Origin of the sequence: Thiobacillus sp., from assembly GCF_013693775.1 — a bacterium.
GTDB lineage: Bacteria > Pseudomonadota > Gammaproteobacteria > Burkholderiales > Thiobacillaceae > Thiobacillus.
The window spans coordinates 628,885-649,421 of record NZ_CP059257.1 but is presented as its reverse complement, the minus strand read 5'-3'; the positions used below and the strand labels follow the sequence as shown (position 1 = coordinate 649,421).

The following is a 20,537-nucleotide window of genomic DNA, read 5'->3' as shown; positions in this document are numbered from 1 at the left end:
CTGGAAGTATCGGGCCTATCCCCTCGTTTTCAAGGCCGGGGTGGGTTGGGACGTACGGGAATTTCCTCGACCGTGTCCGGCATGCTCGACAGGATCATCAGCTCGACGCGCCGGTTGCGGGCGCGTCCTTCCGCCGTATCGTTGGGCGCGATCGGCTGGCTGGCCTCGCGCCCGATGGCGGACAGGCGGGCCGGCGCGATGCCGCTGTCGGCCAGCAGACGTACCACGCTGGTTGCACGAACCGCTGACAGTTCCCAGTTGGAGGCAAACGCCGAATTGCTGATCGGCACGTTGTCGGTATGGCCGGTGACCTCGAGGTTGAAGGGTTCGTTCTTCAATTTTTCCGCCACGGCCTGCAGCACCTTCAGCGATTGCGGCTCGAGTTCGGCGCGGCCAGGCGCAAACAGGACATTCGCATTGATCTCGATGCTGACGCCGCGACGGCTCTGCGTGACCCGCACCTGGCCTTCCTTCACCAGCGGGGCCATGACGTCGAGCAGGCTGCTCGCCACCTCGGTCATGTGCGCCTGCTCTTCGATCGCCTGCTGCTGTTTCAGGGTGCGCTGTTTGACTTCAGGGGGCAAGGTGACTGTCGGCAGTTGCGGCACCGGAACGTCGTTTGTTGCAGCCTTGCCGAAGGCGCTGCCAAGCGAGCTGGCCAGGATGCGGTATTTGTTCTCATTGACGGCCGAAATGGCGTACATGACCACAAAAAGGCGAACAGCAAGGTGATGAAGTCCGCATAGGAGATCAGCCAGCGATCGTGATTGTCGTGATCGGAGACGATGCGGCGACGGCGGCGGCGCATCAGAGATAACCTTTCAGGCGTGCCTCGATGATGCGCGGGTTGTCACCCTGCGCTATGCCCATGAGGCCGTCGCAGACGATCTCACGCTCGCTCACGCGGCGCGCGATGGTGAACTTGATCTTGTTGGCGATGGGCAGGAACACCAGGTTGGCCAGGCCCACGCCATAGATGGTGGCGACAAAGGCGACCGCGATGCCGGTGCCCAGCTTGCCGGGCTCGGTCAGGTTTTCCATCACATGGATCAGGCCCATGACCGCGCCGAGAATGCCGAGTGTCGGCGCATAGCCGCCCGCCGCTTCCCATACGCGTGCGGCCTGGCGTTCGGCCGTTTCGAAATTGACGATCTGGACGTCGAGCGTATCGCGCAGCTTGGCCGCATCGGCACCGTCGATCAATAGCTGCAGCCCGGTTTTCTGGAACGGGTCATGCGTCATATTGACGTGTCTTTCCAACGCCAGCAGACCGTCCTGACGCGCGGTGTGGGACCATTGGACGACACGGCGAATGAGCGTGACGGCCTCCGGCTCGGGCGGACGGAATACCCATCTCGCCATGCGCATGCCCTGCATGAAGACCGGCAGCGGGTAATGCAGCAGCACGGCAGCCAGGGTGCCGCCCATCACGATGAGGAAGGCCGCCGGCTGCACGAACAAGCCAATATGTCCGCCTTCCATCGCCTGGCCGCCCAGTACGGCGGCGGCCGCCAGCCCGAGCCCGATCAGGCTGCCACGATCCATGCGTCTTCCTTCAGTTTGGCGCGCAGTCGCGCGATGGCCTGGCCATGCAGCTGGCAGATACGGGACTCGCTGACGCCGAAGACCTCGCTGATTTCGCGCAGGTTGAGCTCCTGCTCGTAGTACAGCGACATCAACAGCTGCTCGCGCTCCGGCAGATTCTCGATGCCGGCGATGATGCAGGCGCGCAGATTGGCGTCGAGCAGTTGCGGCAAGGGCATGCTGGCCTCGTCCGCCGACTGCTTGTCGAGGAAGGAATCGTCCTCGTCCGACTCGCCGAAATCCTCGAAATACAGAAGCTGGTGGCCGCGCGCGTCGCCGAGCATGGCCTGGTACTCGGCCAGCGGGATCTTCATGGATTCCGAAATCTCGGTTTCGCTGGGTTGCCGACCGAGCTTGTGCTGCAGTGTATTGATCGCCTGTTCGATCTTGCGCATCGACTGGCGCGCGCGCGGCATCCAGTCGGACTGGCGCAGCTCGTCAATCATCGAGCCGCGGATGCGCTGGATGGCGTAGGCCTCGAATTGCGCACTCTGCGCTTCGTCGTAACGGCTGATCGCGTCGAGCAGGCCGATCATGCCGGCCTGCACCAGGTCGTCTTCTTCCACGCTGGGCGGCAGCCGTCCCATCATGTGATGCGCCAGGCGCTTCACCATGGGCATGTATTGCGCCAGCAGATCGTTCTTCTCGCTTTTTTCGCTTTTACCGGTTGCGGTGTACATGCCCCCTACCCCCTTCTGCAGGCTTCCACCAGGCGTCCGCCCTGGATCACGCGCTGCATGAACCCGCCGACGCTGCCCAGGCTGGCGGGCTGCGGCCATCGCAACAGGCCGTCGGCCAGCTTGCGGAACTGCGAGGTCGACTGCGCGACAGGAAACGCATCCACCACCGAGGTGCGCAAATGGCCTGCCCGCGTGAGCCGCTCGTCGAGCGGAATATAGCCCAGATAATCGACCGACACTCTCAAATACTGTTCGGCGGTATGGGCAAAGTTGCGCGCGACAGCCTGCGCCTGCTCAGGCGACTCGATGCGATTGAGCAACAGACGGAACTGGCGCTTACCGAAGTTCTGCGCCAGCCGCTTCACCAGCGTGTAGGCCTGGGTGATTGCCGTGTTGCCGGGCGGCAGCACCACCATGATCTCGGAGGCGGCCAGACCCAGCGGCAGGGCGTCCGGGTCGGTCGCCTCTTCCATGTCCACCAGCACCACGTCGACGCCGCACTGCAAGCGGTTGAAACTCTGCGCCAGCCATTCCTGGTCGCGCTCGGACAGACGGCCCAGGCGGTTGAAGCCGCCGCCCAGCGGCAGCACCTGCACGTTGTCGGGGCCGGTGAGGATCAGGGAATCCAGTGTGCAATGCCCGGCCAGCACGTCCGCCACGTCATAGCGCGGCGTCAGCCCCAGCGCGGCGCAGGCGCCGCGTCCATGCCGGTCCTGATCGACGATGAGGACATCGCGGCCGGAGCGCGCCAGAGCGACGGCCAGATTCGCGGTGGCGGCGGTCTTGCCCGCGCCCTGCTGGCCCGACATCACGGTGATGACCTGAAATCCGGTCTGCCCCAGCAAGCGGCGCAGTCCGGCGGCCTGATCGCTGACGAATTTATCCAAGGGCCACCGCGCTTTCACGTTGAATGGACTGAAGGCCGCTCATGGCGAAGGCCAGTTCGCTGTCGTCCAGCTGCCACGGCGAAGCCAGCGTGCGGGTCTTGAAGGCACGGTGAATCAGGTATTGGCGATTGGCCAGATGCAGGTCTTCGGGCACGCGCTGGCCGGTCGCCAGGTAGTGCACGTTGAGCTCGTGGCGGATCGCGCAGTCGAGTGCCGGGCCGAGGCTGGCCGCCTCGTCGACCTTCGACAGGATGCAGCCGTCCAGACCGCGTGTCTGATACGCCTGCACCACTTCGTTCAGGGTGTCGCCGTGGCTGGTCGCGTTCAGCAACAATAATCTTTTGATCTGCTTACCGGCCTGGCACAGCATCTCGACCTGCTCGGCGACGGCCTGGTCGCGCTGGCTCATGCCGACGGTGTCGATCAGGACCGTGTGCTTGTTGCGTAGTTCGGACAACGCCAGCCGCAGGTCGGCGGCGTCGCGCACCGCATGCACGGTCACGCCGAGGATCTTGCCGTAGATGCGCAGCTGCTCGTGACCGCCGATCCGGTAGCTGTCGGTGGTCAGCAGCGCCAGCTTGTCGGCGCCGTGGCGCACCACGAAGCGGGCGGCCAGCTTGGCGGTGGTGGTGGTCTTGCCGGCGCCGGTCGGCCCCATCAGGGCGAACACGCCGCCGCCGTCGAGCATGTCGGTTTCGCTCTGCATCACGTTCAGGCGCTTCATCAGCGTGTTGCGCATCCAGGCCTGCGCCTGCTCGGCGTCGCCCTTGGGCAGGCTTTCCAGCATCTCGCGCGCCAGGGTGGCGGAAAATCCGGCCGCCAGCATGTCGCGCATGATCGACGCCCCGGCCGGATCGCGTCCCGGGAGGTCGCGCCAGGCCAGATCCGCCAGCTGGCTTTCCAGCCGGGCCTGCATCGACTTGATCTCGCTGATGACGCTTTGCGCCAGCTGGGCGCTGTCCTCGGTCGGCACGGCGACCCGTTCGATCAGGCGGCGCTTGATGGTGACTTCCGGCTCCGGTTCCGGCTCGGGCAGCGTTTCCTGCATCCTAGCGCGATGAGACAGCGACACGACGGGCTCATCCACCACAGGCGGCGCCATCGCGGCGATGTCTTCGGCCGGCAGGGCCAGTACTTCCACACCGCCGTCGACCGCACGATTGGAGAGAATGACCGCATCGGGTCCGAGCGCGTCGCGCAACTGGCGCATGGCCTCACGGGATGTTTTGGCGACGATACGTTTGACGTTCATGCTGCTCCTCCTACCAGGGAAGTCACTTTGATCTGCTTGCCTTCAGGCACTTCGGCGTGTGAAAGCACTTTGAGTTGCGGCACCGTGCGCCGCAGGAAACGTGCAAGGAGCGGACGCAGCACGGCCGGCGTCAGCAAAACGGGAGGGTGGCCGAGCGCTTCCTGGCGCTGCGTCGAGACCTGGGTCCGCTCCAGCAGGGTGTCGGCCAGGCCCGGTTCCATGCCGGCCGAATCATGGCCGGCCTGCAGCGTCTGCAATAGCAGGCGTTCCAGGCCCTGGTCGAGGGCGATCACCGGCAGCTCGCTCGACGAACCGTAAATCTGCTGCACGATCGAACGGCCCAGTGCCACCCGTACCAGTGAGGTGAGTTCATGCGGATCCTGCACCCGCGCGGCATGCTCCAGCAGGGTGTCGATGATGGTCCGCATGTCGCGAATGGCCACGCCTTCCGTCAACAGGTTCTGCAGCACTTTCTGCACGGTGGACAGCGGCAGCATCTTCGGCACCAGGTCTTCCACCAGCTTGGGCGCGCTCTTGCCCAGATGATCGAGCAGTGCCTGCGCTTCCTGGCGTCCCAGCAGCTCGGCGGCGTGCAGCGTCACCAGATGGTTCAGATGCGTGGCGACCACGGTGCCGGGATCGACCACGGTATAGCCCATGGCCTGCGCCTGCTCGCGCAGATCGGATTCGATCCATACGGCCGGCAGGCCGAAGGCCGGGTCCTGCGTGGCGACGCCCGGCAATGCCGTGGCGACCGTACCCGGATCGATGGCCAGGAAAGAACCGGTGCGTACTTCGCCACCGCCGATTTCCACGTCCTTGAGGGTGATGCGATAGCTGTTCGGATTGATTTCGAGGTTGTCGCGGATGTGCACGGCCGGCGGCAGGAAGCCGATCTCGCGGGCGAATTTCTTGCGTATGCCCTTGATGCGGCGCACCAGTTCGCCGTCAGCGGCATTGTCGACCAGCGGGATCAGGCGATAGCCGACTTCCAGCCCGAGGGTATCGATGGGCGCAACGTCTTCCCAACTGGCTTCCTGGGATTCGATGGCCGGGGTGGGCACAGTCTCCACGGTGGGCGGCGCCTCTTCCTTCTGGTGGCCCCTTTTCCAGGCCAGCCAGACGATGCCGCCGGCCAGCAACAGGAACGCCAGGTTCGGCATGCCAGGAATCATGCCCATCATGCCGAGGATCGCGGCTGTAATGTAAAGCGCCTGTGTCTTGTTGAACACGTTGGACAGCATCTGCCCGGCGATATCCTCCTCGGTGCTGACGCGGCTGACGATGATGCCCGCGGCGATCGAGATGACCAGGGCCGGGATCTGCGCCACCAGGCCGTCGCCGATCGCCAGCAGGGTGTAGTTCTGCGCGGCATCCGCCAGCGACAGGTCGTGCTGCATCAGGCCGATGACGAGGCCGCCGACGATGTTGATCAAGAGGATCAGGATGCCGGCGATGGCATCGCCGCGGACGAATTTCGACGCACCGTCCATCGAGCCGTAGAAATCGGCTTCCTGGGAAATCTCGGCACGGCGCCGGCGCGCTTCGTTCTCATCGATCAGGCCGGCATTGAGGTCGGCGTCGATCGCCATCTGCTTGCCCGGCATCGCGTCGAGGGTGAAGCGCGCGCTGACCTCGGCGATGCGGCCCGCGCCCTTGGTGATGACGATGAAGTTGATCACCACCAGGATGACGAACACGATGATGCCGACCGCGTAGTTGCCGCCGACCAGGAAATGGCCGAAGGCCTCGATGACCTTGCCTGCTGCGTCGGGCCCGGTGTGGCCATGCAGCAGCACGACACGGGTGGAGGCGACGTTGAGTGACAGGCGCAGCAGCGTCGATAGCAGCAGCACGGTGGGAAAAGCGGCGAAATCGAGCGCCTTCTTGGTCGACAGGCCGACCAGCAGCACCATGATGGACAACGCGATGTTGAAGGTGAACAGCATGTCCAGCGCGAACGGCGGCAGCGGCAGCACCAGCATCGCCAGGATGAGGACGATGAACAGCGGTGCCGCCAGCGCGCGGGCATTGGTGCTGCTGAACAGATTGGACAGGCTCAAGGTACCGTTCATGCGTTCGCCCCCATGCCGGATTGCAGCGGATCGAGTTCAGGCGGAACCGGTAAGGCGGTCGGCGCCTCGGGATAGGCCCCGCCCAACTGTTGGAAGTGGCGCAACTGGAACACGTAGGCCAGCACTTCGGCCACCGCTGCGTACAGGGTGGCCGGGATTTCGTCGCCAAGTTCGGTGTGGCGGAACAACGCGCGCGCCAGCGGGGCGCTTCCAGCAGCGGAATCTTGTGCTCGGCAGCCAGTTCGCGGATCTTCGCGGCCACGGCGTCGGCGCCCTTGGCCACCACGCGCGGCGCGCCCATCTTGCCTTCGGTGTATTTGAGCGCGACGGCATAGTGGGTCGGGTTGGTCACCACGACGTCGGCGGTGGGAATCTCGGCCATCATGCGGCGGCGCGCCATTTCGCGTTGCTGGGCGCGAATGCGTGCCTTGACGTGCGGGTCGCCTTCCGATTCCTTGGCTTCCTGGCGCAGTTCCTCCTTGCTCATCTTGAGCTTGTTGAAATAGCTCCAGAGCTGGTACGGCAGGTCCAGCACGACGATGAAGATCATCGCGCCCGAGGCCAGCAGGAAGATCTTTCCGATGAGATCGCCCATGTGCTGGATGGCGTCGGTCGGCTCTTCCATGCTGAGCGAGAAAATCGCGTCGAGATTGGACCAGATCAGCCAGACCGCCACCACGCCCAGCAGACCGACCTTGGCCAGCGACTTGACCAGTTCGACCAGGCCCTGGCTCGAGAACATGCGCTTGATGCCTGACAGCGGGTTCAGGCGCTTGAAATCCGGCATGAAGGCCTTGGCACTGAAGAGCCAGCCGCGCAGCAGCAGCGGCGAAGCCAACACGGCGATCACCACCAGTGCCAGGAAGGGGGCCAGTGCCAATGCGGCCTCCAGGACCTGGTCGGACATCTGGGTCATGACGTAGTTGCTGTCGCGCGCAACGGCCGGATCGAACTGCAGGCTGCCGCGCACAATCTGCGACATGGTCTTGCCCAGGCCGTTGGCCATCATCCACAAGGCTGCGCCGCTGGTCATCAGCACGACGAACGTAGCCAGCTCGCGCGATTGCGGCACCTGGCCTTCTTCGCGTGCCTTTTCCAATCGCTGTGGCGATGGGGCTTCTGTCCGTTCCTGATCGCTTTCTTCAGCCATCCCTGATTCACCTGGTTAGAGGGGACCGTCTCTCGCTCGAGACGGGCTTTCTACAGGGTGAATTATTGGCCAGGTCCGGTGCGGGCGATCAGGGGAATAAGGGTGGATTTGGCCTGCTATTTCGCCTCAAGCGGCGCCTGCGGAGGCATCGGCGTGCTTGAAGCGGGAGGGGAATCTTGTTTCGGTACACCGGTCGGTGCCTTGGCCTGACCCGGCTCGTCCTGCGCATCGGCGGCATCCGCGGTGCTCACGCCGCTGGCTTCCTTCGTAACGGCCTCCTCGGTGCGCTTGTTCATCACGATGATGCTGATGCGGCGGTTGACCGGGTCGTGGGGTGCCGCGTGGCCGAACGGAACGGACGATGCCAGGCCGACCACGCGCAGCATCTTCGATTCGTCCATGCCGCCGGCAATCAACGCCCGGCGCGAGGCGTTGGCGCGGTCGGCCGACAGCTCCCAGTTGCTGTAGCCGCGTGCGCCGTTGGCGTAAGGCGTGGCATCCGTATGCCCGGACAGGCTGATCCGGTTCGGCACGTCGTTCAGCATCTTGCCGATTTCATGCAGAATGACCTTGGTATAGGGCTGCAGTTCGGCGCTCGCCAGATTGAACATGGGACGGTTCTGTTCGTCGACGATCTGGATGCGCAGGCCTTCGCTGGTGATGTCGATCAGCAGTTGCCGCTTGAACTGTTTCAGGGTGGGATTGGCGTCGATCGTCTTTTCTATACGCTTTTTCAGCTGCTTGAGATTATCCATTTCGATGCGTTCAAGCTCGGCCTGGGCGGCTTTCAGGTTGTAGGTTTTCTTCTCGGCCTTGGTATCGCCTCTTTTGATCTGCCCTTCCTTGCGCGTCAAGTCGTGCCCGCCGCCCTTGATCACGCTGGAGCTGTCGCCGCTGCCCGAGCCGCCCTGCATGGCCACCTTCAACGGGGTCTTGAAATATTCCGCGATGCCTTCCAGATCGCCCTTGGTGGTCGAGCCTAGCAGCCACATCAGCAGGAAGAACGCCATCATCGCCGTCACGAAGTCGGCATAGGCGATCTTCCATGCGCCGCCGTGGTGNGCCCCCGCCACCTTCTTGACGCGCTTGATGACGATGGGGGCTTTTTGTTCGCTCATTTATGCCCTAGGGGTATGGATGCGTCATGGAGATCGGGACAGGTAACGCGAAATCAGCGCGACTTCGCGTTCTTGACATGCTCTTCCAGTTCGCTGAAGGAAGGACGTTCGGTCGAGAACAGGACCTTGCGCCCGAACTCGACGGCAATCGCCGGTGCATAGCCGTTGATGCTGGCCAGCAGTGTCACCTTGATGCACTGGAACATCTTGGTCGATTCGTGCAGCTTCTGTTCGAGCAGCGTGGACAGCGGACCGACAAAGCCGTAGGCCAGCAGGATGCCGAGGAAGGTCCCGACCAGCGCATGCGCGATCAGGATGCCCAGTTCCGCCGGCGGCAGGCCGACCGATTCCATGGTGTGCACCACCCCCATCACCGCCGCCACGATGCCGAATGCCGGCATGCCGTCGCCCAGCTTGGCGACGACGTGCACGGGCACCTCGCCTTCGTGATGATGGGTTTCGATTTCATTGTCCATCAGGTTCTCGATTTCGAAGGCATTCATGCTGCCGCTCACCATCAGGCGCAGATAATCGGTCAGGAATTCGATGATGTGGTGATCGGCCAGGATGGTCGGATATTTCGTGAACAAGGGGCTGCTCGGGAGAATCGACATCGGCTTCGACCGACATCAGGCCTTCCTTGCGGATCTTGGTCAGCAATTCATACAGCAGCGCCATGATGTCCATGTACAGCGCGCGCGTGTATTTCGATCCCTTGAACACAGTGGGCAGCGCCTTCAGCGTGGCTTTAACGGCCTTGCCGTTGTTGCCGACCAGAAACGCACCGCCCGCCGCCCCGCCAATCATCAGCAATTCCACCGGCTGGAACAGCGCGGCCAGATGGCCGCCCGCCAGTGCGAAACCACCAAAGACACTCAACGCCACAACGATATAACCAACGATGACTAGCACGGCCGTCTATCCCTTATTGATTGGTACACCAAGTAAGAGCGGCCCCGCTCCATCCCGGTCTGGCAGCATCCAAGAACTGGCGCTTTCAAGTGGAGGATTCGACAAAATCACAAAAACTTGATGGCGCAGCGCGAGTATTTCCATTCTGCGACGCCTTACATTTGCCAGGCATACAGCGTGTGGCGCGGATCTGCATCCCCTGCCACCATGTGATCTGGCAGGCGGCCTTCCACCGGAAACGCCAGGCTGACGAACAGCGTGTCGTGACGCATCTGGGCCTGTGCCTGTTGCCACAGCGCCGGCATGGCTGCAGGTGAGAGGAAGGCAAACACGACATCGAAACGAGACAGATCGAGGCTTGCGTAATCGTCCCGCATGAATTCCACCCGACTCCCCTTGAGCCTGGCGCGTACACGGCTGATAAACCAGGGGGCCGGTGCAATTTCGGTTCCGTAAAAATGGCCGTGCGGAAATGTCGCTTCCAGATAGAACGGCACACCGCCCAGGCCGCTGCCGAGATCAATGAAGCTGAATGGGGTTTGCGGCAACAGGGATGCCAGAGATTGCCATGCTGCATGGCCGGACAGATACAACGGTACCCGGGTGCGGAACGTGCTCCAGTAGAACAGGACCAGCAACACGAATAGGGCCAGATAGATCCAGGCAGGCAGATCAGCCTGTCGGGCCAGGAGTACGGCGGGCAGGAAACCGAGATGCAGNGGNGGCCACCACGCGGGCTGCCGCCATGCACGGCTCAGGAGCGCCGCGATTCCGCCCTGTGCGAACGCAAGTTGCCAGAGGGCGGCTTGATACGAGAATGAAATCTGCAGCAGATAGTTCAGGAAGACGGCCGCCAACAGGGCTGCGCACTGGATGACAAGCGACTGAAGGCTGACCGACAGACGCGTCATCACCGGACTTCCGAAGAGTCCGTCAGGCGGCAGCGGTCAGTTCGGTCTGGGCTTCCGCCTTGGCCTTGCGGGTTTTGCCTGCGCGTGCCGGCATATTGCACAAGCCGCACACGTAATGATTGTTCAGGTCGTCGGGGTGAACCACGAAGTGGCCGCCGCAACCACTGCACACGGCCGTTTCGAGCATGCGGCTTTCGAAGAAGCGATTCAGCGTCCACGCACGGGTGAAGCTCAGCACGGCTTCGATCTGGTTGGTATGCAGGTATTCCTGATACAGGCGGTAGCTCTTGAGCACGGCCTCGATGCCGCTGCAATCGCTGTTCTTCGTGATGTAGCGGTGGATGTTGATGAACAATGAGGAATGAACATTGGGCAGCCAGGTCAGGAACCAGTCGGTCGAGAACGGCAGCATGCCCTTGGGAGGCGACACGCCTTTGACTTCCTTGTACAGCTTGAGCAAGCGTTCGCGCGACAGTGTGGTTTCGGATTCAAGAACCTGCGGACGGGCGCCGAGTTCGATCAGTTCGATCGCCAGCTGGGTGTCACGCATTTCAGTCAACAGACTTTTCTTGCTCATGAAGCCACTCCCTTTTATTGTGCGACGTTTGCTGCAGGTACGACAGAATCAGGCAAAGGCTTCCACAGCCTGTCCGGCCATCAGGATGGCGGCGTGGGACTGGGCGATTGCGCGATCCTTGGTGTAGTTGGTCAGCATGTTGAGCACCACGCCGTCGTCGAATCGGAAGCGCGACACCATCATGCCGGACGCGGCAAGCTTGAGGACTTGTGCGGGCGTCAGCGCCTCGATCAGGTCGGCAACGTCCTGGCTGATGCCCAGACGAAAGACGGCGGTCGCCTTGTCGTGTTGGATCATGCTCTGCGCCAGCATCAGGTAGTTCAGATTGACGTCGCGCATTTCGTCCAGCATTTCGTCCATTTTCATTTTGCCTGTCCTTCTTCGTTGAATTTTTTCAAACTCACACTTAAGTCAGCGTGGTGAATTCGTTTTCGGACGACACCCGGAAAGTTAATGTGGACAAGCGCTGTATTGAAGGACGGAAATCAATAACCGCCGATGTAGGTGTTTGTCCTACACGCGAGGCCGGAATTAAGCGCAAGCCGGACGGGCCGGTTTGTCGGAAGGCCGAATAAATCCAATTGAAACAACAGGATAAAACCAGAAAACACAGTACGCTGCGAGCGGCCAGCCCGCAGCGCAGGATCATGCGCCCTTAGCTGCGCTTGTAGATGTCCTCGAACCGGACGATGTCGTCCTCGCCGAGATAGGTGCCCGACTGGACTTCGATCATATGCAGATCGATCTTGCCGGGGTTTTCCAGCCGGTGCGAGGTGCCGAGCGGAATGTAGGTGGACTGGTTCTCGGTCAGCAGCATGACCTCGTCGCCGCAGGTGACGCTGGCCGTGCCGGAGACGACGATCCAGTGCTCGGCGCGGTGATGGTGCATCTGCAGGCTGAGCTTTTCGCCCGGTTTGACCATGATGCGCTTGACCTGGAAACGTTCGCCTTCGTCGATGCCTTCATACCATCCCCAAGGGCGATACACCTGCTTGTGGACCAGATGCTCGCAGCGTTTCTCAGCTTTCAGGCGATCGACCAGTTTCTTGACGTCCTGGACCTGGTCCTTGTTGGCGACCAGGACCACGTCGGCCGTTTCGACCACCACCAGATCGGATACGCCCAGCATCGCGACCATGCGGGTTTCGGCACGGACGAAGTTGTTGCGCGCGTTTTCCAGCATGACGTCGCCACGGATTGCATTGCCCTGCCCGTCCTTTTCAGCCACGTCCCACAGCGCCGACCAGGCGCCGATATCGTTCCAGGCCATGTCCGCAGGAACTACGGCGGCGCGGCGGGTATGTTCCATGACGGCGTAATCGATCGACTCCGACGGGCAAGCCTCGAATGCAGTTGGATCGAGCCGTACGAAATCGAGATCGAGCGTAGCGGCATCCAGTGCGGCGCGGCTGGCATCCAGGATGTCGGGCCGCAAAGCCTGCAGCTCCTGCAGAAAATCCGACGCGCGGAACAGGAACATGCCGCTGTTCCAGAAATACTCGCCCGATTCGACATACTGCTGCGCGGTGGCAAGATCAGGTTTTTCGACGAAGGCAGCGACCTGGTGCGCTCCGGCGGTATCGGCCAATTGCGCGCCCTTGCGGATATAGCCGTAACCGGTTTCCGGTGTGGCTGCGACGATACCGAAAGTGGTGAGATGGCCGTTCTGTGCGGCTTGTGCCGCGGTGCGGATCGCGTCGTGGAACGCCGCAACGTCGCCGATGAGGTGGTCGGCGGGCAGGATCAGCATCAGCGCGTCCGGATCGTCGCGCGACAGCATCAATGCGGCCACCGCAATCGCGGGNGCGGTATTGCGCCCGACCGGCTCCAGCACGATGGCGCGCGCTGCAGTATCGATCTGGCGCATCTGCTCGGCAATCATGAAGCGATGCTCCACGTTGCAAACCATTAAAGGTGCGGCCATTTCCGGCATGTTCGCCAATCGGCTGACAGTGTCCTGCAGCAGGCTCCGGTCGCTGGCAAGCGGCAGCAGCTGCTTGGGCAGCGCCGCACGGGACAACGGCCACAGTCGGGTGCCGGAGCCNCCGGAGAGAATCACGGGATGAATGGTGGTCATGTCGAGTGCTCTTGAAATTGAAATTCCGTTCTAACGAGGCAAATTCCGTTCCTGATGCCGAGGTACTTCCGCAATCGTCCGCCCGTCCACTCCACGGCGATCTGGATCATGCTGGGTCAAGGCTTGCCGGACTGCGCGGCCGGCTCCGCAGGCGCAAAACCGCTGGCATATTCGATCTTGCCGCTGCCACGCAGTTTGTGGATTTCGGCTTCCAGCAGGGTCTTGCGCTTCCCGCCCAGAATCAGCTGAGCGATCGCGTCTCGGGCCTGCTCGAACGACACGGGCTGCGCCTGGCTGTCCAGCAATTGCAGCACACTGACCCGACCCGCGTCCATCGGCACCACGACCGCCTGGCCATCTTTCATTCTGACGAGTTGCGCCAACATGCTGGCCGGGATCTTTTCTGCCGGCCTGACCGCCTCGCCGGACTTGACGGCAATCCCTTGCGTGCCCAGCCAATCGGTGAACTCGGCCAGGCTACGGCTTTGCTTCAACTGTGCTTCCACTTCGGCAACCCGCCCTGCCGCCAGTTGCAGTTCGAGTTCGTGGACGCGGTATAGCTTGCGCTGCGCAAACAATTCGGGATGCCGGTTGTAGTAGTCCCGAATGGCAACGTCCGAAGGTTGGGGCAGATCCTTGAACAGGCGTTCCATATAGGCCTCCACAAGCACCTGGCGTTGTGCCTGCTGCATGGCCAGCGCAACCTCCGGCAACTTGTCCAGCTTCGCGTTCCTGGCGGCATGGCTGACCAAATGCTGGTCGATCAGGGCTTCCAGCACCTTGCCCCGAGCCTCGGCGGCGTCTGCAGCACTCATGGAACCCAGACGAGCCACCGCTCGATCCAGTTCAAATTCGCTGATCGTGTCGTCCCCTACTTTGGCTGCAACAGTATTCGGGGACGGTGCTGCCGGCTGTTCGCAGCCAGACAGCAGCGTAGATACGGCCAGCATGACTGCAAGGGTGACACGGGGTTTTTCATCAACACTCCGGCATTCTTGAATGCCCGGTATGGTGCGGGATTCGACCACATTGAGCAAGCCAAGGAAGCTGGCGTTCAAAATATCCTCAAGAAAGAAAGATTTACGCCGTAATTCAAAATCACTACACCGGAGCGGATCAATATACCGATGGCACTCGCCGCTTATTGACCTATATTCCGATATGTAGCGCTCCCGGTAGGGGTTCTTCCCCAGGCGCTCCTCCTCCTGCCACACCGGGTTTTCGCGGCGCCTCTGGCGCGCTTTTTGTTTGCCCTTCCTCGCCCTCCGGCTGACAGGTGCAGGATGCCAATGGGTTCCCGGATGGCCTTAAAACGCGCGCTCGCCAGTCGACATACGCGCTTTCTTGAGCGCCTCGGCCGCCCTGGCCTTGGCGGCGGCTTGAGCTGCCTGCTGGTCATCCCCGAATGCCCGTACGCCGACGGATTCACGCGCCGCCTTCAGCGCTGCGGCCGCTCTCGCCTTGGCTTCTTCCTGCTTGGCGGCTTCCAATTGCTTCGCGCGCAACACTTCCTGCCGTTGGCGCTCGGCCTGTTCCGCCCGTGCAGCAGCCTCCTTGCGTGCCCGTTCCTGCGCGGCCAGCTGGGCTTCGCGCTGCTGTTTTTCCTTGAGCGCCTGCTGGCGTTCCAGTTCTTCCTGCCGTTTACGCTCGGCTTCCTGACGTGCCTTTTCAGCCTCCTGGCGTGCTCTTTCCGCTTCCTGCTGCGCCTTCTGGGCTTCAAGGCGTGCGCGAGCCTTCTTCAGGTCCTCGCGCATCTGCGCACCGGTCTGACGAATGCGTTCGCTTGCCGCGGTCAGGTCCTCGCCGGACACGGCAGGCGTGCCCGCTCCGGCATCGGCGGCATGGACATAAATAGGCAGGGAACATAGCAGCGAAAGAGCGGCGATATGCGGTGCGAAGTACAGCTTCATGGGCGTGCCCTCTCTAGATCAACGGGTGCACAGGCGCCTGATCGCCGCGGCCCCCGCTCTTCGGAGGGGCCGCGATCAAACCATGACGCACCTGTATCTAGAACGGCACGACCACCCATACGGAATCTTTATGGGTAATTTTGCTGCGACCGATTTATACCGGAACTGCTTCTTCGAATTCGAGGCTGACTTTCTCGCTGGCGTCGATGTCGATGGTCACCCGACCGCCATGCGCCAGCTTGCCGAACAGCAGTTCGTCGGCCAGCGCCTTGCGGATGGTGTCCTGGATCAGGCGCGCCATCGGACGAGCCCCCATCAAGGGATCGAAACCATGCTTGGCGAGATAGGCCTTGAGCGCGTCGGTAAAGACCGCCTCGACCTTCTTCTCGTGCAGCTGCTCCTCCAGCTGCATCAGGAATTTGTCGACCACCTGCAGGATGACGGGCTCGGTCAGGGGCGCGAAGGGGATGATGGCATCCAGCCGGTTGCGGAATTCCGGCGTGAACATGCGCTTGATCTCGCCCATCTCGTCGCCGCTTTCGCGCGCATTGGAGAAGCCGATGGTCGCCTTGTTGAGCATTTCCGCACCGGCGTTGGTGGTCATGATCAACACCACGTTGCGGAAATCGGCCTTGCGCCCGTTGGTGTCGGTCAGCGTGCCGTGGTCCATCACCTGGAGCAACACGTTGAAGATGTCCGGGTGGGCTTTTTCAACTTCATCAAGCAAAACAACGGCATAGGGGTGTTTCGTGACAGCTTCCGTCAACAGTCCACCCTGGTCGAAACCGACATAACCGGGCGGCGCGCCGATCAACCGTGACACGGCATGGCGTTCCATGTATTCGGACATGTCGAAGCGAATCAGTTCGACACCCAGCACGTAGGCTAACTGACGCGCGACTTCGGTCTTGCCGACGCCGGTCGGGCCGGAGAACAGGAAATTGCCGATCGGCTTCTGCGGATTGCCCAAACCGCTGCGCGACATCTTGATCGCGGTCGCCAGCGCGTCGATCGCCGCGTTCTGGCCGTACACCACGGCCTTCAGGTCGCGGTCCAGCGTCTTCAGGGAATTTTTGTCGTCGGACGAGACGGTCTTGGGCGGAATCCGCGCGATCTTGGCGATGATGTCCTCGATTTCACGAGGTGTGATCGTCCTTTTCTGCTTCGATTTCGGCAAGATGCGCTGGGCGGCACCCGCCTCGTCGATGACATCGATCGCCTTGTCGGGCAGGTGGCGGTCGTTGATGTAGCGCGCGGCCAACTGCGCCGCCGTGGTCAGCGCAGCCGCTGTGTATTTGACACCATGATGGTCTTCGAAACGCGATTTCAGGCCACGCAGGATCGCCACTGTTTCGTTGACCGAGGGTTCCGGCACGTCGACCTTCTGGAAGCGTCGCGATAACGCGTGATCCTTCTCGAAAATGCCGCGATATTCGGTGTACGTGGTCGCGCCAATGCAGCGCAGATTGCCGGACGACAGCGCTGGCTTCAGCAGGTTGGAGGCATCCAGCGTACCACCGGACGCCGCGCCGGCACCGATCAGGGTGTGGATCTCGTCGATGAACAGGATCGCCTTGGGGTTGTCGGCCAGCTGCTTCAGTACGCCTTTCAGGCGCTGCTCGAAGTCGCCGCGGTATTTGGTCCCGGCCAGCAAGGCGCCCATGTCGAGCGCATACACCGTGCTCTGCGCAAGGATGTCCGGCACCGAGCTTTCGACGATGCGGCGCGCCAGGCCTTCCGCAATCGCTGTCTTGCCGACACCGGCTTCGCCCACCAGCAGGGGATTGTTCTTGCGGCGGCGGCACAACGTCTGGATCACGCGTTCGAGTTCCTGGTCGCGCCCGATCAGGGGNTCGATCTTGCCGGCCAGCGCCTGGGCATTCAGATTCTGCGCAAAGCTGTCGAGCGGCGAACTGGTCGGCGCCTCGGCGTTGACTTCCGAGGCCTCGTCCGGCCGCGCCGGTTCGCTCTGCGGGGTCTTGGTAATGCCGTGGGAGATGAAATTGACGATATCGAGCCGCGTCACGCCCTGCTGGGTGAGGAAATACACGGCATGCGAGTCCTTTTCACCGAATACCGCCACCAGGACGTTGGCGCCGGTCACTTCCTTCTTGCCGGAGGACTGGACATGCAGAATGGCGCGCTGGATCACGCGCTGGAATCCGAGCGTCGGCTGGGTGTCAACCTCGCCCTCGCCCGCTACCTTGGGGGTGTGCTCATCGATGAACTTGCCGAGCTGGTCACGCATCGCATCGATATTGGCGCCACAGGCACGCAGTACCTCGGCTGCCGACGGGTTGTCCAGCATCGCCATCAGCAGGTGCTCCACCGAAATGAATTCGTGACGCTTCTGCCGCGCGTCCATGAAGGCCATGTGCAGCGTGACTTCGAGTTCCTGGGCAATCATCTAACTTTCCTCCATCGTACATTGCAGCGGATGCTGATGCTGCCGCGCGAAATCCACAACCTGCTCGACCTTGGTGTGAGCGATATCCCTTGGGTATACCCCACACACACCCACACCCTCAGTATGCACTTTGAGCATGATTTGTGTCGCCCGTTCTTGGTCGATGCCGAAAAACTTTTGAGGACCAGCACCACGAATTCCATTGGGGTGTAGTCGTCGTTCAGCAGCAGAACCTTGTACAAGGGCGGCGGCTTGACCTTTGCCGCAGACGGTTCCAGTAGGGTAGTGCCTTCTCGCTTGGTTGCCATAGCCGGAATAAGCCTGGATTACTGGCTTTATTTTGATGTGATGGAAGGATTTTTCAAGCCCGCTGGAAGTAGGGCCAAACAATTAAGTAGGGTGCGAGGGAGGGAAAGGCGGGGAAAACCGGCCTCTCCCCTTATTCACTGCACGCCATAGCGGATTTTGCGCTTCCAGGCAGGCGTCGAGTGTAACCCTTTTATGGCCGTCTTTATGGCTGTGATCCTTGCAAGTCGCCAGACCCCGGCGGTACCCGACTGGGCAGCACGCACGAAAGTCGCGTTGGGCATCCCGGGCGGTCAGGAGGCAGCCTAAAATGATCGTGGCCCGAAATGATCGTTCCGGCGGCCGGTTTTGCGCAAAGGGATCATGTATGCGTCATTTCATTGTCACGGCGGCTTGTTAGATTTTGTGCGTTCCCGGTCGCCGGCCTGATGGCGACCGGTTTCGTCAAATCCATACCGGAGATCCGTCAATGTCAGAACCTGTTTCCCATTCCCGCCGCCGCGCACTCCAACTGCTGTCTGGCGTACCGATGTTGCCGCTGGCCTCGTCACTGGCCGGTTTGCCTTNNTTGGCCGAGGCCCGGCCCATGATGGGCGCGGCTGTCCGCTACCAGTTCAACGCGATGCCGGCTCCATCGCTGGCCAACCCTTCGCAAATGGCTGAGACCTATGTCGCCTCGACCCTGACGAAAAGCATCGGCCGCCATACCGAGACCTACGCGCTGGGCTACGAGACTTTCTTCCTGACCGGCGACACTGTGCCGAGCGCGGAAGGCGGCTCCATCCTGGCCGGTGGCTACTTCGACATCAACAACGCGCCCATCCTCGACACGACCTCTCCCGACCAGCGCCAGTTCTTCTCCGACTGCCCGGATGGCATGTCGCTGATCGCGCTGGGGCACGGACACGCGCGCTCGCGCCGCCGCGATTGCGAGCGTGTCTTCGCGGTTGTGCAGTTCGAATACGTGACACGGAACGTCGCCGGCGATTCGATGTACGGCATGCTGCCTTCGCCGATTGCGGTTCTGGCCCTGGACCAGGATAAGCGTACCGGCAAGCTGACGCTGGAAAGCTATTCGAACGTGGACACCAGCGGCGTGCATGGCCTGTGGATCACCTGCGGCGCCAGCCGTTCGCCCTGGAACACGCACCTGTCGAGCGAGGAATACGAGCCCGACGCGGTCACCATCGCCGGCAACGCATCGTTCAAGGCCTTCAGCCAGAACCTCTACGGCAACCCGGATGCCGCCAACCCCTACCACTACGGCCACCTGCCGGAAGTGACCGTGAACCCCAACGGCACGGGCAGCATCAAGAAGCATTACTGCATGGGTCGCATCTCGCACGAACTGGTACAGGTCATGCCCGACGAGCGCACCGTGCTGATGGGTGACGACACCACCAACGGCGGCCTGTTCATGTTCGTGGCCGACCGCAAGCGCGACCTCTCGGCCGGCACCCTGTACGTGGGCAAATGGACGCAGACCTTCGGCGTCGGCGCCGGCGCCGGCGACATTTCCTGGATCAAGCTGGGGCATGCCACCAGCGACGAGATCAAGGCCCTGGCCGACACCCTGACCGCCGCCGACATCGTCGACGTGAAGACCAGCAACCCGAACGACGCCAGCTACACGAAGATCGCGTACAACGGCAAGGCCCAGTGGGTGAAGTTCATGCCCGGCATGGACAAGGCCGCCGCCTTCCTGGAAACCCACCGCTATGCCGCCTACAAGGGCGCTTCGATGGCCTTCACCAAGATGGAAGGCACCACGGTCAACGCGGCTGACAAGCGCGCCTATTCCGCCATGTCCTACATCTACAAGTCGATGGTCGACGGCAGTACCGACATCAAGGTGCAGGGCCCGGTGGCCGGCGCCGTGTACGAGCACGTGCTGACCGGCGGCCAGAAGGACAGCGACGGCGACCGCATTCACAGCGAATGGGTTTCCGTCTCCATGTCAGCCCCCGCCGCCCTGGTAGGCGAGGACCTGGCGGTGCGCGACGCCCTGGGCAACAGCGCCAACGCCGACAAGATCGCCAACCCGGACAACCTCAAGTACTCCGAGGCGATGCGCACCCTGTTCATCGGCGAGGACAGCGGCAACCACGTGAACAACTTCCTGTGGGCCTACAACGTCGACACCAAGGAACTGAGCCGCATCCTGTCCTGTCCCGCCGGCGCCGAGTCCACAGGCCTGCACGCGGTCGACGACGTCAACGGCTTCAGCTACATCATGAGCAACTTCCAGCACCCCGGCGACTGGGAATCGCCATTGCACGACAAGGTGAAATCCGTCCTGGATCCGCTGGTGAAGGCCAATTACAACGGCCGGTTCAGCGCGGCCGTCGGCTATCTCACGGTTGAAGGATGTACCCGGCACGACGACTGACGTCATGCAAGCCCGCCTGGACATCCAGGCGGGCCTCACAGTATCGTCCGGAACATCTCTCAAGCTGTTCCGGACGATCGCTCCGTATCATGTGAACATACTTGAACTGAACGGCACCGAGCACCTGAGACCGAGCACCTGAGAAGGCTCGGTTACGGCTGTTTGCAGGTCATGGCCTGCGAGCCGCTCAACCGCCAGGTGGCCTGATCAGCTTCTGCTCATCCAGTTTGTCGCGATATTCTTCCAGCAGGTTTTCCGTCTCCACCTTCTTGAGGCCGGAAAACGGTTCCTTNTCTGCCAGT

At 62.0% G+C, this 20,537-nt stretch carries 15 protein-coding genes and 4 pseudogenes; 1 reads left to right on the top strand and 18 read right to left on the bottom strand.

Annotation, left to right across the window (positions count from 1 at the left end):
* Nucleotides 1–29: 29 nt before the first annotated feature.
* From HZY77_RS03200 to clpS, 18 genes and pseudogenes are all read right to left on the bottom strand, one after another.
* Nucleotides 30–704, bottom strand: coding sequence for an OmpA family protein (locus tag HZY77_RS03200; RefSeq protein WP_363154243.1), 675 nt, complete (start codon nucleotides 702–704; stop codon nucleotides 30–32).
* A 47-nt stretch (nucleotides 705–751) separates the two neighbouring features.
* Nucleotides 752–808, bottom strand: a pseudogene (locus HZY77_RS17720) (hypothetical protein); the annotation flags it as partial.
* On the bottom strand, nucleotides 808–1,545 hold the full coding sequence (locus tag HZY77_RS03190; protein WP_296818667.1) for a flagellar motor protein: 738 nt from the start codon (nucleotides 1,543–1,545) through the stop codon (nucleotides 808–810). The gene HZY77_RS03190 and the pseudogene HZY77_RS17720, both read right to left, overlap by 1 nt.
* On the bottom strand, nucleotides 1,527–2,264 hold the full coding sequence (locus HZY77_RS03185; protein WP_296818664.1) for an RNA polymerase sigma factor FliA: 738 nt from the start codon (nucleotides 2,262–2,264) through the stop codon (nucleotides 1,527–1,529). The genes HZY77_RS03190 and HZY77_RS03185 overlap by 19 nt, the downstream gene beginning before the upstream one ends.
* A 5-nt stretch (nucleotides 2,265–2,269) precedes the next feature.
* Nucleotides 2,270–3,151, bottom strand: a complete 882-nt coding sequence (locus tag HZY77_RS03180; protein WP_296818661.1) for a P-loop NTPase — start codon at nucleotides 3,149–3,151, stop codon at nucleotides 2,270–2,272.
* Complete coding sequence (flhF, locus tag HZY77_RS03175; protein ID WP_296818658.1) at nucleotides 3,144–4,403, bottom strand: flagellar biosynthesis protein FlhF; 1,260 nt, start codon at nucleotides 4,401–4,403, stop codon at nucleotides 3,144–3,146. Before flhF ends, HZY77_RS03180 begins: the two co-directional genes overlap by 8 nt.
* On the bottom strand, nucleotides 4,400–6,478 hold the full coding sequence (gene flhA / locus HZY77_RS03170; RefSeq protein ID WP_296818656.1) for a flagellar biosynthesis protein FlhA: 2,079 nt from the start codon (nucleotides 6,476–6,478) through the stop codon (nucleotides 4,400–4,402). The genes flhF and flhA overlap by 4 nt, the downstream gene beginning before the upstream one ends.
* Nucleotides 6,475–7,628 (bottom strand): annotated as a pseudogene (gene flhB / locus HZY77_RS03165) (flagellar biosynthesis protein FlhB). Before flhB ends, flhA begins: the two are co-directional and overlap by 4 nt.
* Nucleotides 7,629–7,744: 116 nt before the next feature.
* Nucleotides 7,745–8,746, bottom strand: coding sequence for a flagellar motor protein MotB (gene motB / locus HZY77_RS03160; protein WP_296818654.1), 1,002 nt, complete (start codon nucleotides 8,744–8,746; stop codon nucleotides 7,745–7,747).
* Between the two features lie 53 nt (nucleotides 8,747–8,799).
* Nucleotides 8,800–9,658: pseudogene (gene motA / locus HZY77_RS03155) on the bottom strand (flagellar motor stator protein MotA).
* A gap of 155 nt (nucleotides 9,659–9,813) precedes the next feature.
* On the bottom strand, nucleotides 9,814–10,569 hold the full coding sequence (locus tag HZY77_RS03150; RefSeq protein ID WP_296818651.1) for a class I SAM-dependent methyltransferase: 756 nt from the start codon (nucleotides 10,567–10,569) through the stop codon (nucleotides 9,814–9,816).
* A 22-nt stretch (nucleotides 10,570–10,591) separates the two neighbouring features.
* Nucleotides 10,592–11,146: a flagellar transcriptional regulator FlhC gene (gene flhC / locus HZY77_RS03145; protein ID WP_018508397.1), complete on the bottom strand. Its 555-nt coding sequence runs from the start codon at nucleotides 11,144–11,146 to the stop codon at nucleotides 10,592–10,594.
* Nucleotides 11,147–11,194: 48 nt separating this feature from the next.
* The gene (gene flhD, locus HZY77_RS03140; RefSeq protein ID WP_296632588.1) at nucleotides 11,195–11,512 is read right to left on the bottom strand and encodes a flagellar transcriptional regulator FlhD; all 318 of its coding nucleotides are present in this window, start codon (nucleotides 11,510–11,512) and stop codon (nucleotides 11,195–11,197) included.
* A gap of 289 nt (nucleotides 11,513–11,801) precedes the next feature.
* The gene (locus HZY77_RS03135; protein ID WP_296818648.1) at nucleotides 11,802–13,223 is read right to left on the bottom strand and encodes a mannose-1-phosphate guanylyltransferase/mannose-6-phosphate isomerase; all 1,422 of its coding nucleotides are present in this window, start codon (nucleotides 13,221–13,223) and stop codon (nucleotides 11,802–11,804) included.
* 116 nt (nucleotides 13,224–13,339) lie between these two features.
* Complete coding sequence (locus HZY77_RS03130; protein WP_296818646.1) at nucleotides 13,340–14,437, bottom strand: EpsD family peptidyl-prolyl cis-trans isomerase; 1,098 nt, start codon at nucleotides 14,435–14,437, stop codon at nucleotides 13,340–13,342.
* A gap of 93 nt (nucleotides 14,438–14,530) precedes the next feature.
* On the bottom strand, nucleotides 14,531–15,133 hold the full coding sequence (locus tag HZY77_RS03125) for a hypothetical protein (protein ID WP_296818644.1): 603 nt from the start codon (nucleotides 15,131–15,133) through the stop codon (nucleotides 14,531–14,533).
* Between the two features lie 154 nt (nucleotides 15,134–15,287).
* Nucleotides 15,288–17,540, bottom strand: coding sequence for an ATP-dependent Clp protease ATP-binding subunit ClpA (gene clpA / locus HZY77_RS03120; protein WP_296818642.1), 2,253 nt, complete (start codon nucleotides 17,538–17,540; stop codon nucleotides 15,288–15,290).
* Nucleotides 17,541–17,848 (bottom strand): annotated as a pseudogene (clpS, locus tag HZY77_RS03115) (ATP-dependent Clp protease adapter ClpS).
* Nucleotides 17,849–18,315: 467 nt separating this feature from the next.
* Here clpS and HZY77_RS03110 point away from each other — a divergent pair.
* The gene (locus HZY77_RS03110; RefSeq protein ID WP_296818639.1) at nucleotides 18,316–20,235 is read left to right on the top strand and encodes an alkaline phosphatase PhoX; all 1,920 of its coding nucleotides are present in this window, start codon (nucleotides 18,316–18,318) and stop codon (nucleotides 20,233–20,235) included.
* Nucleotides 20,236–20,537: the final 302 nt, after the last annotated feature.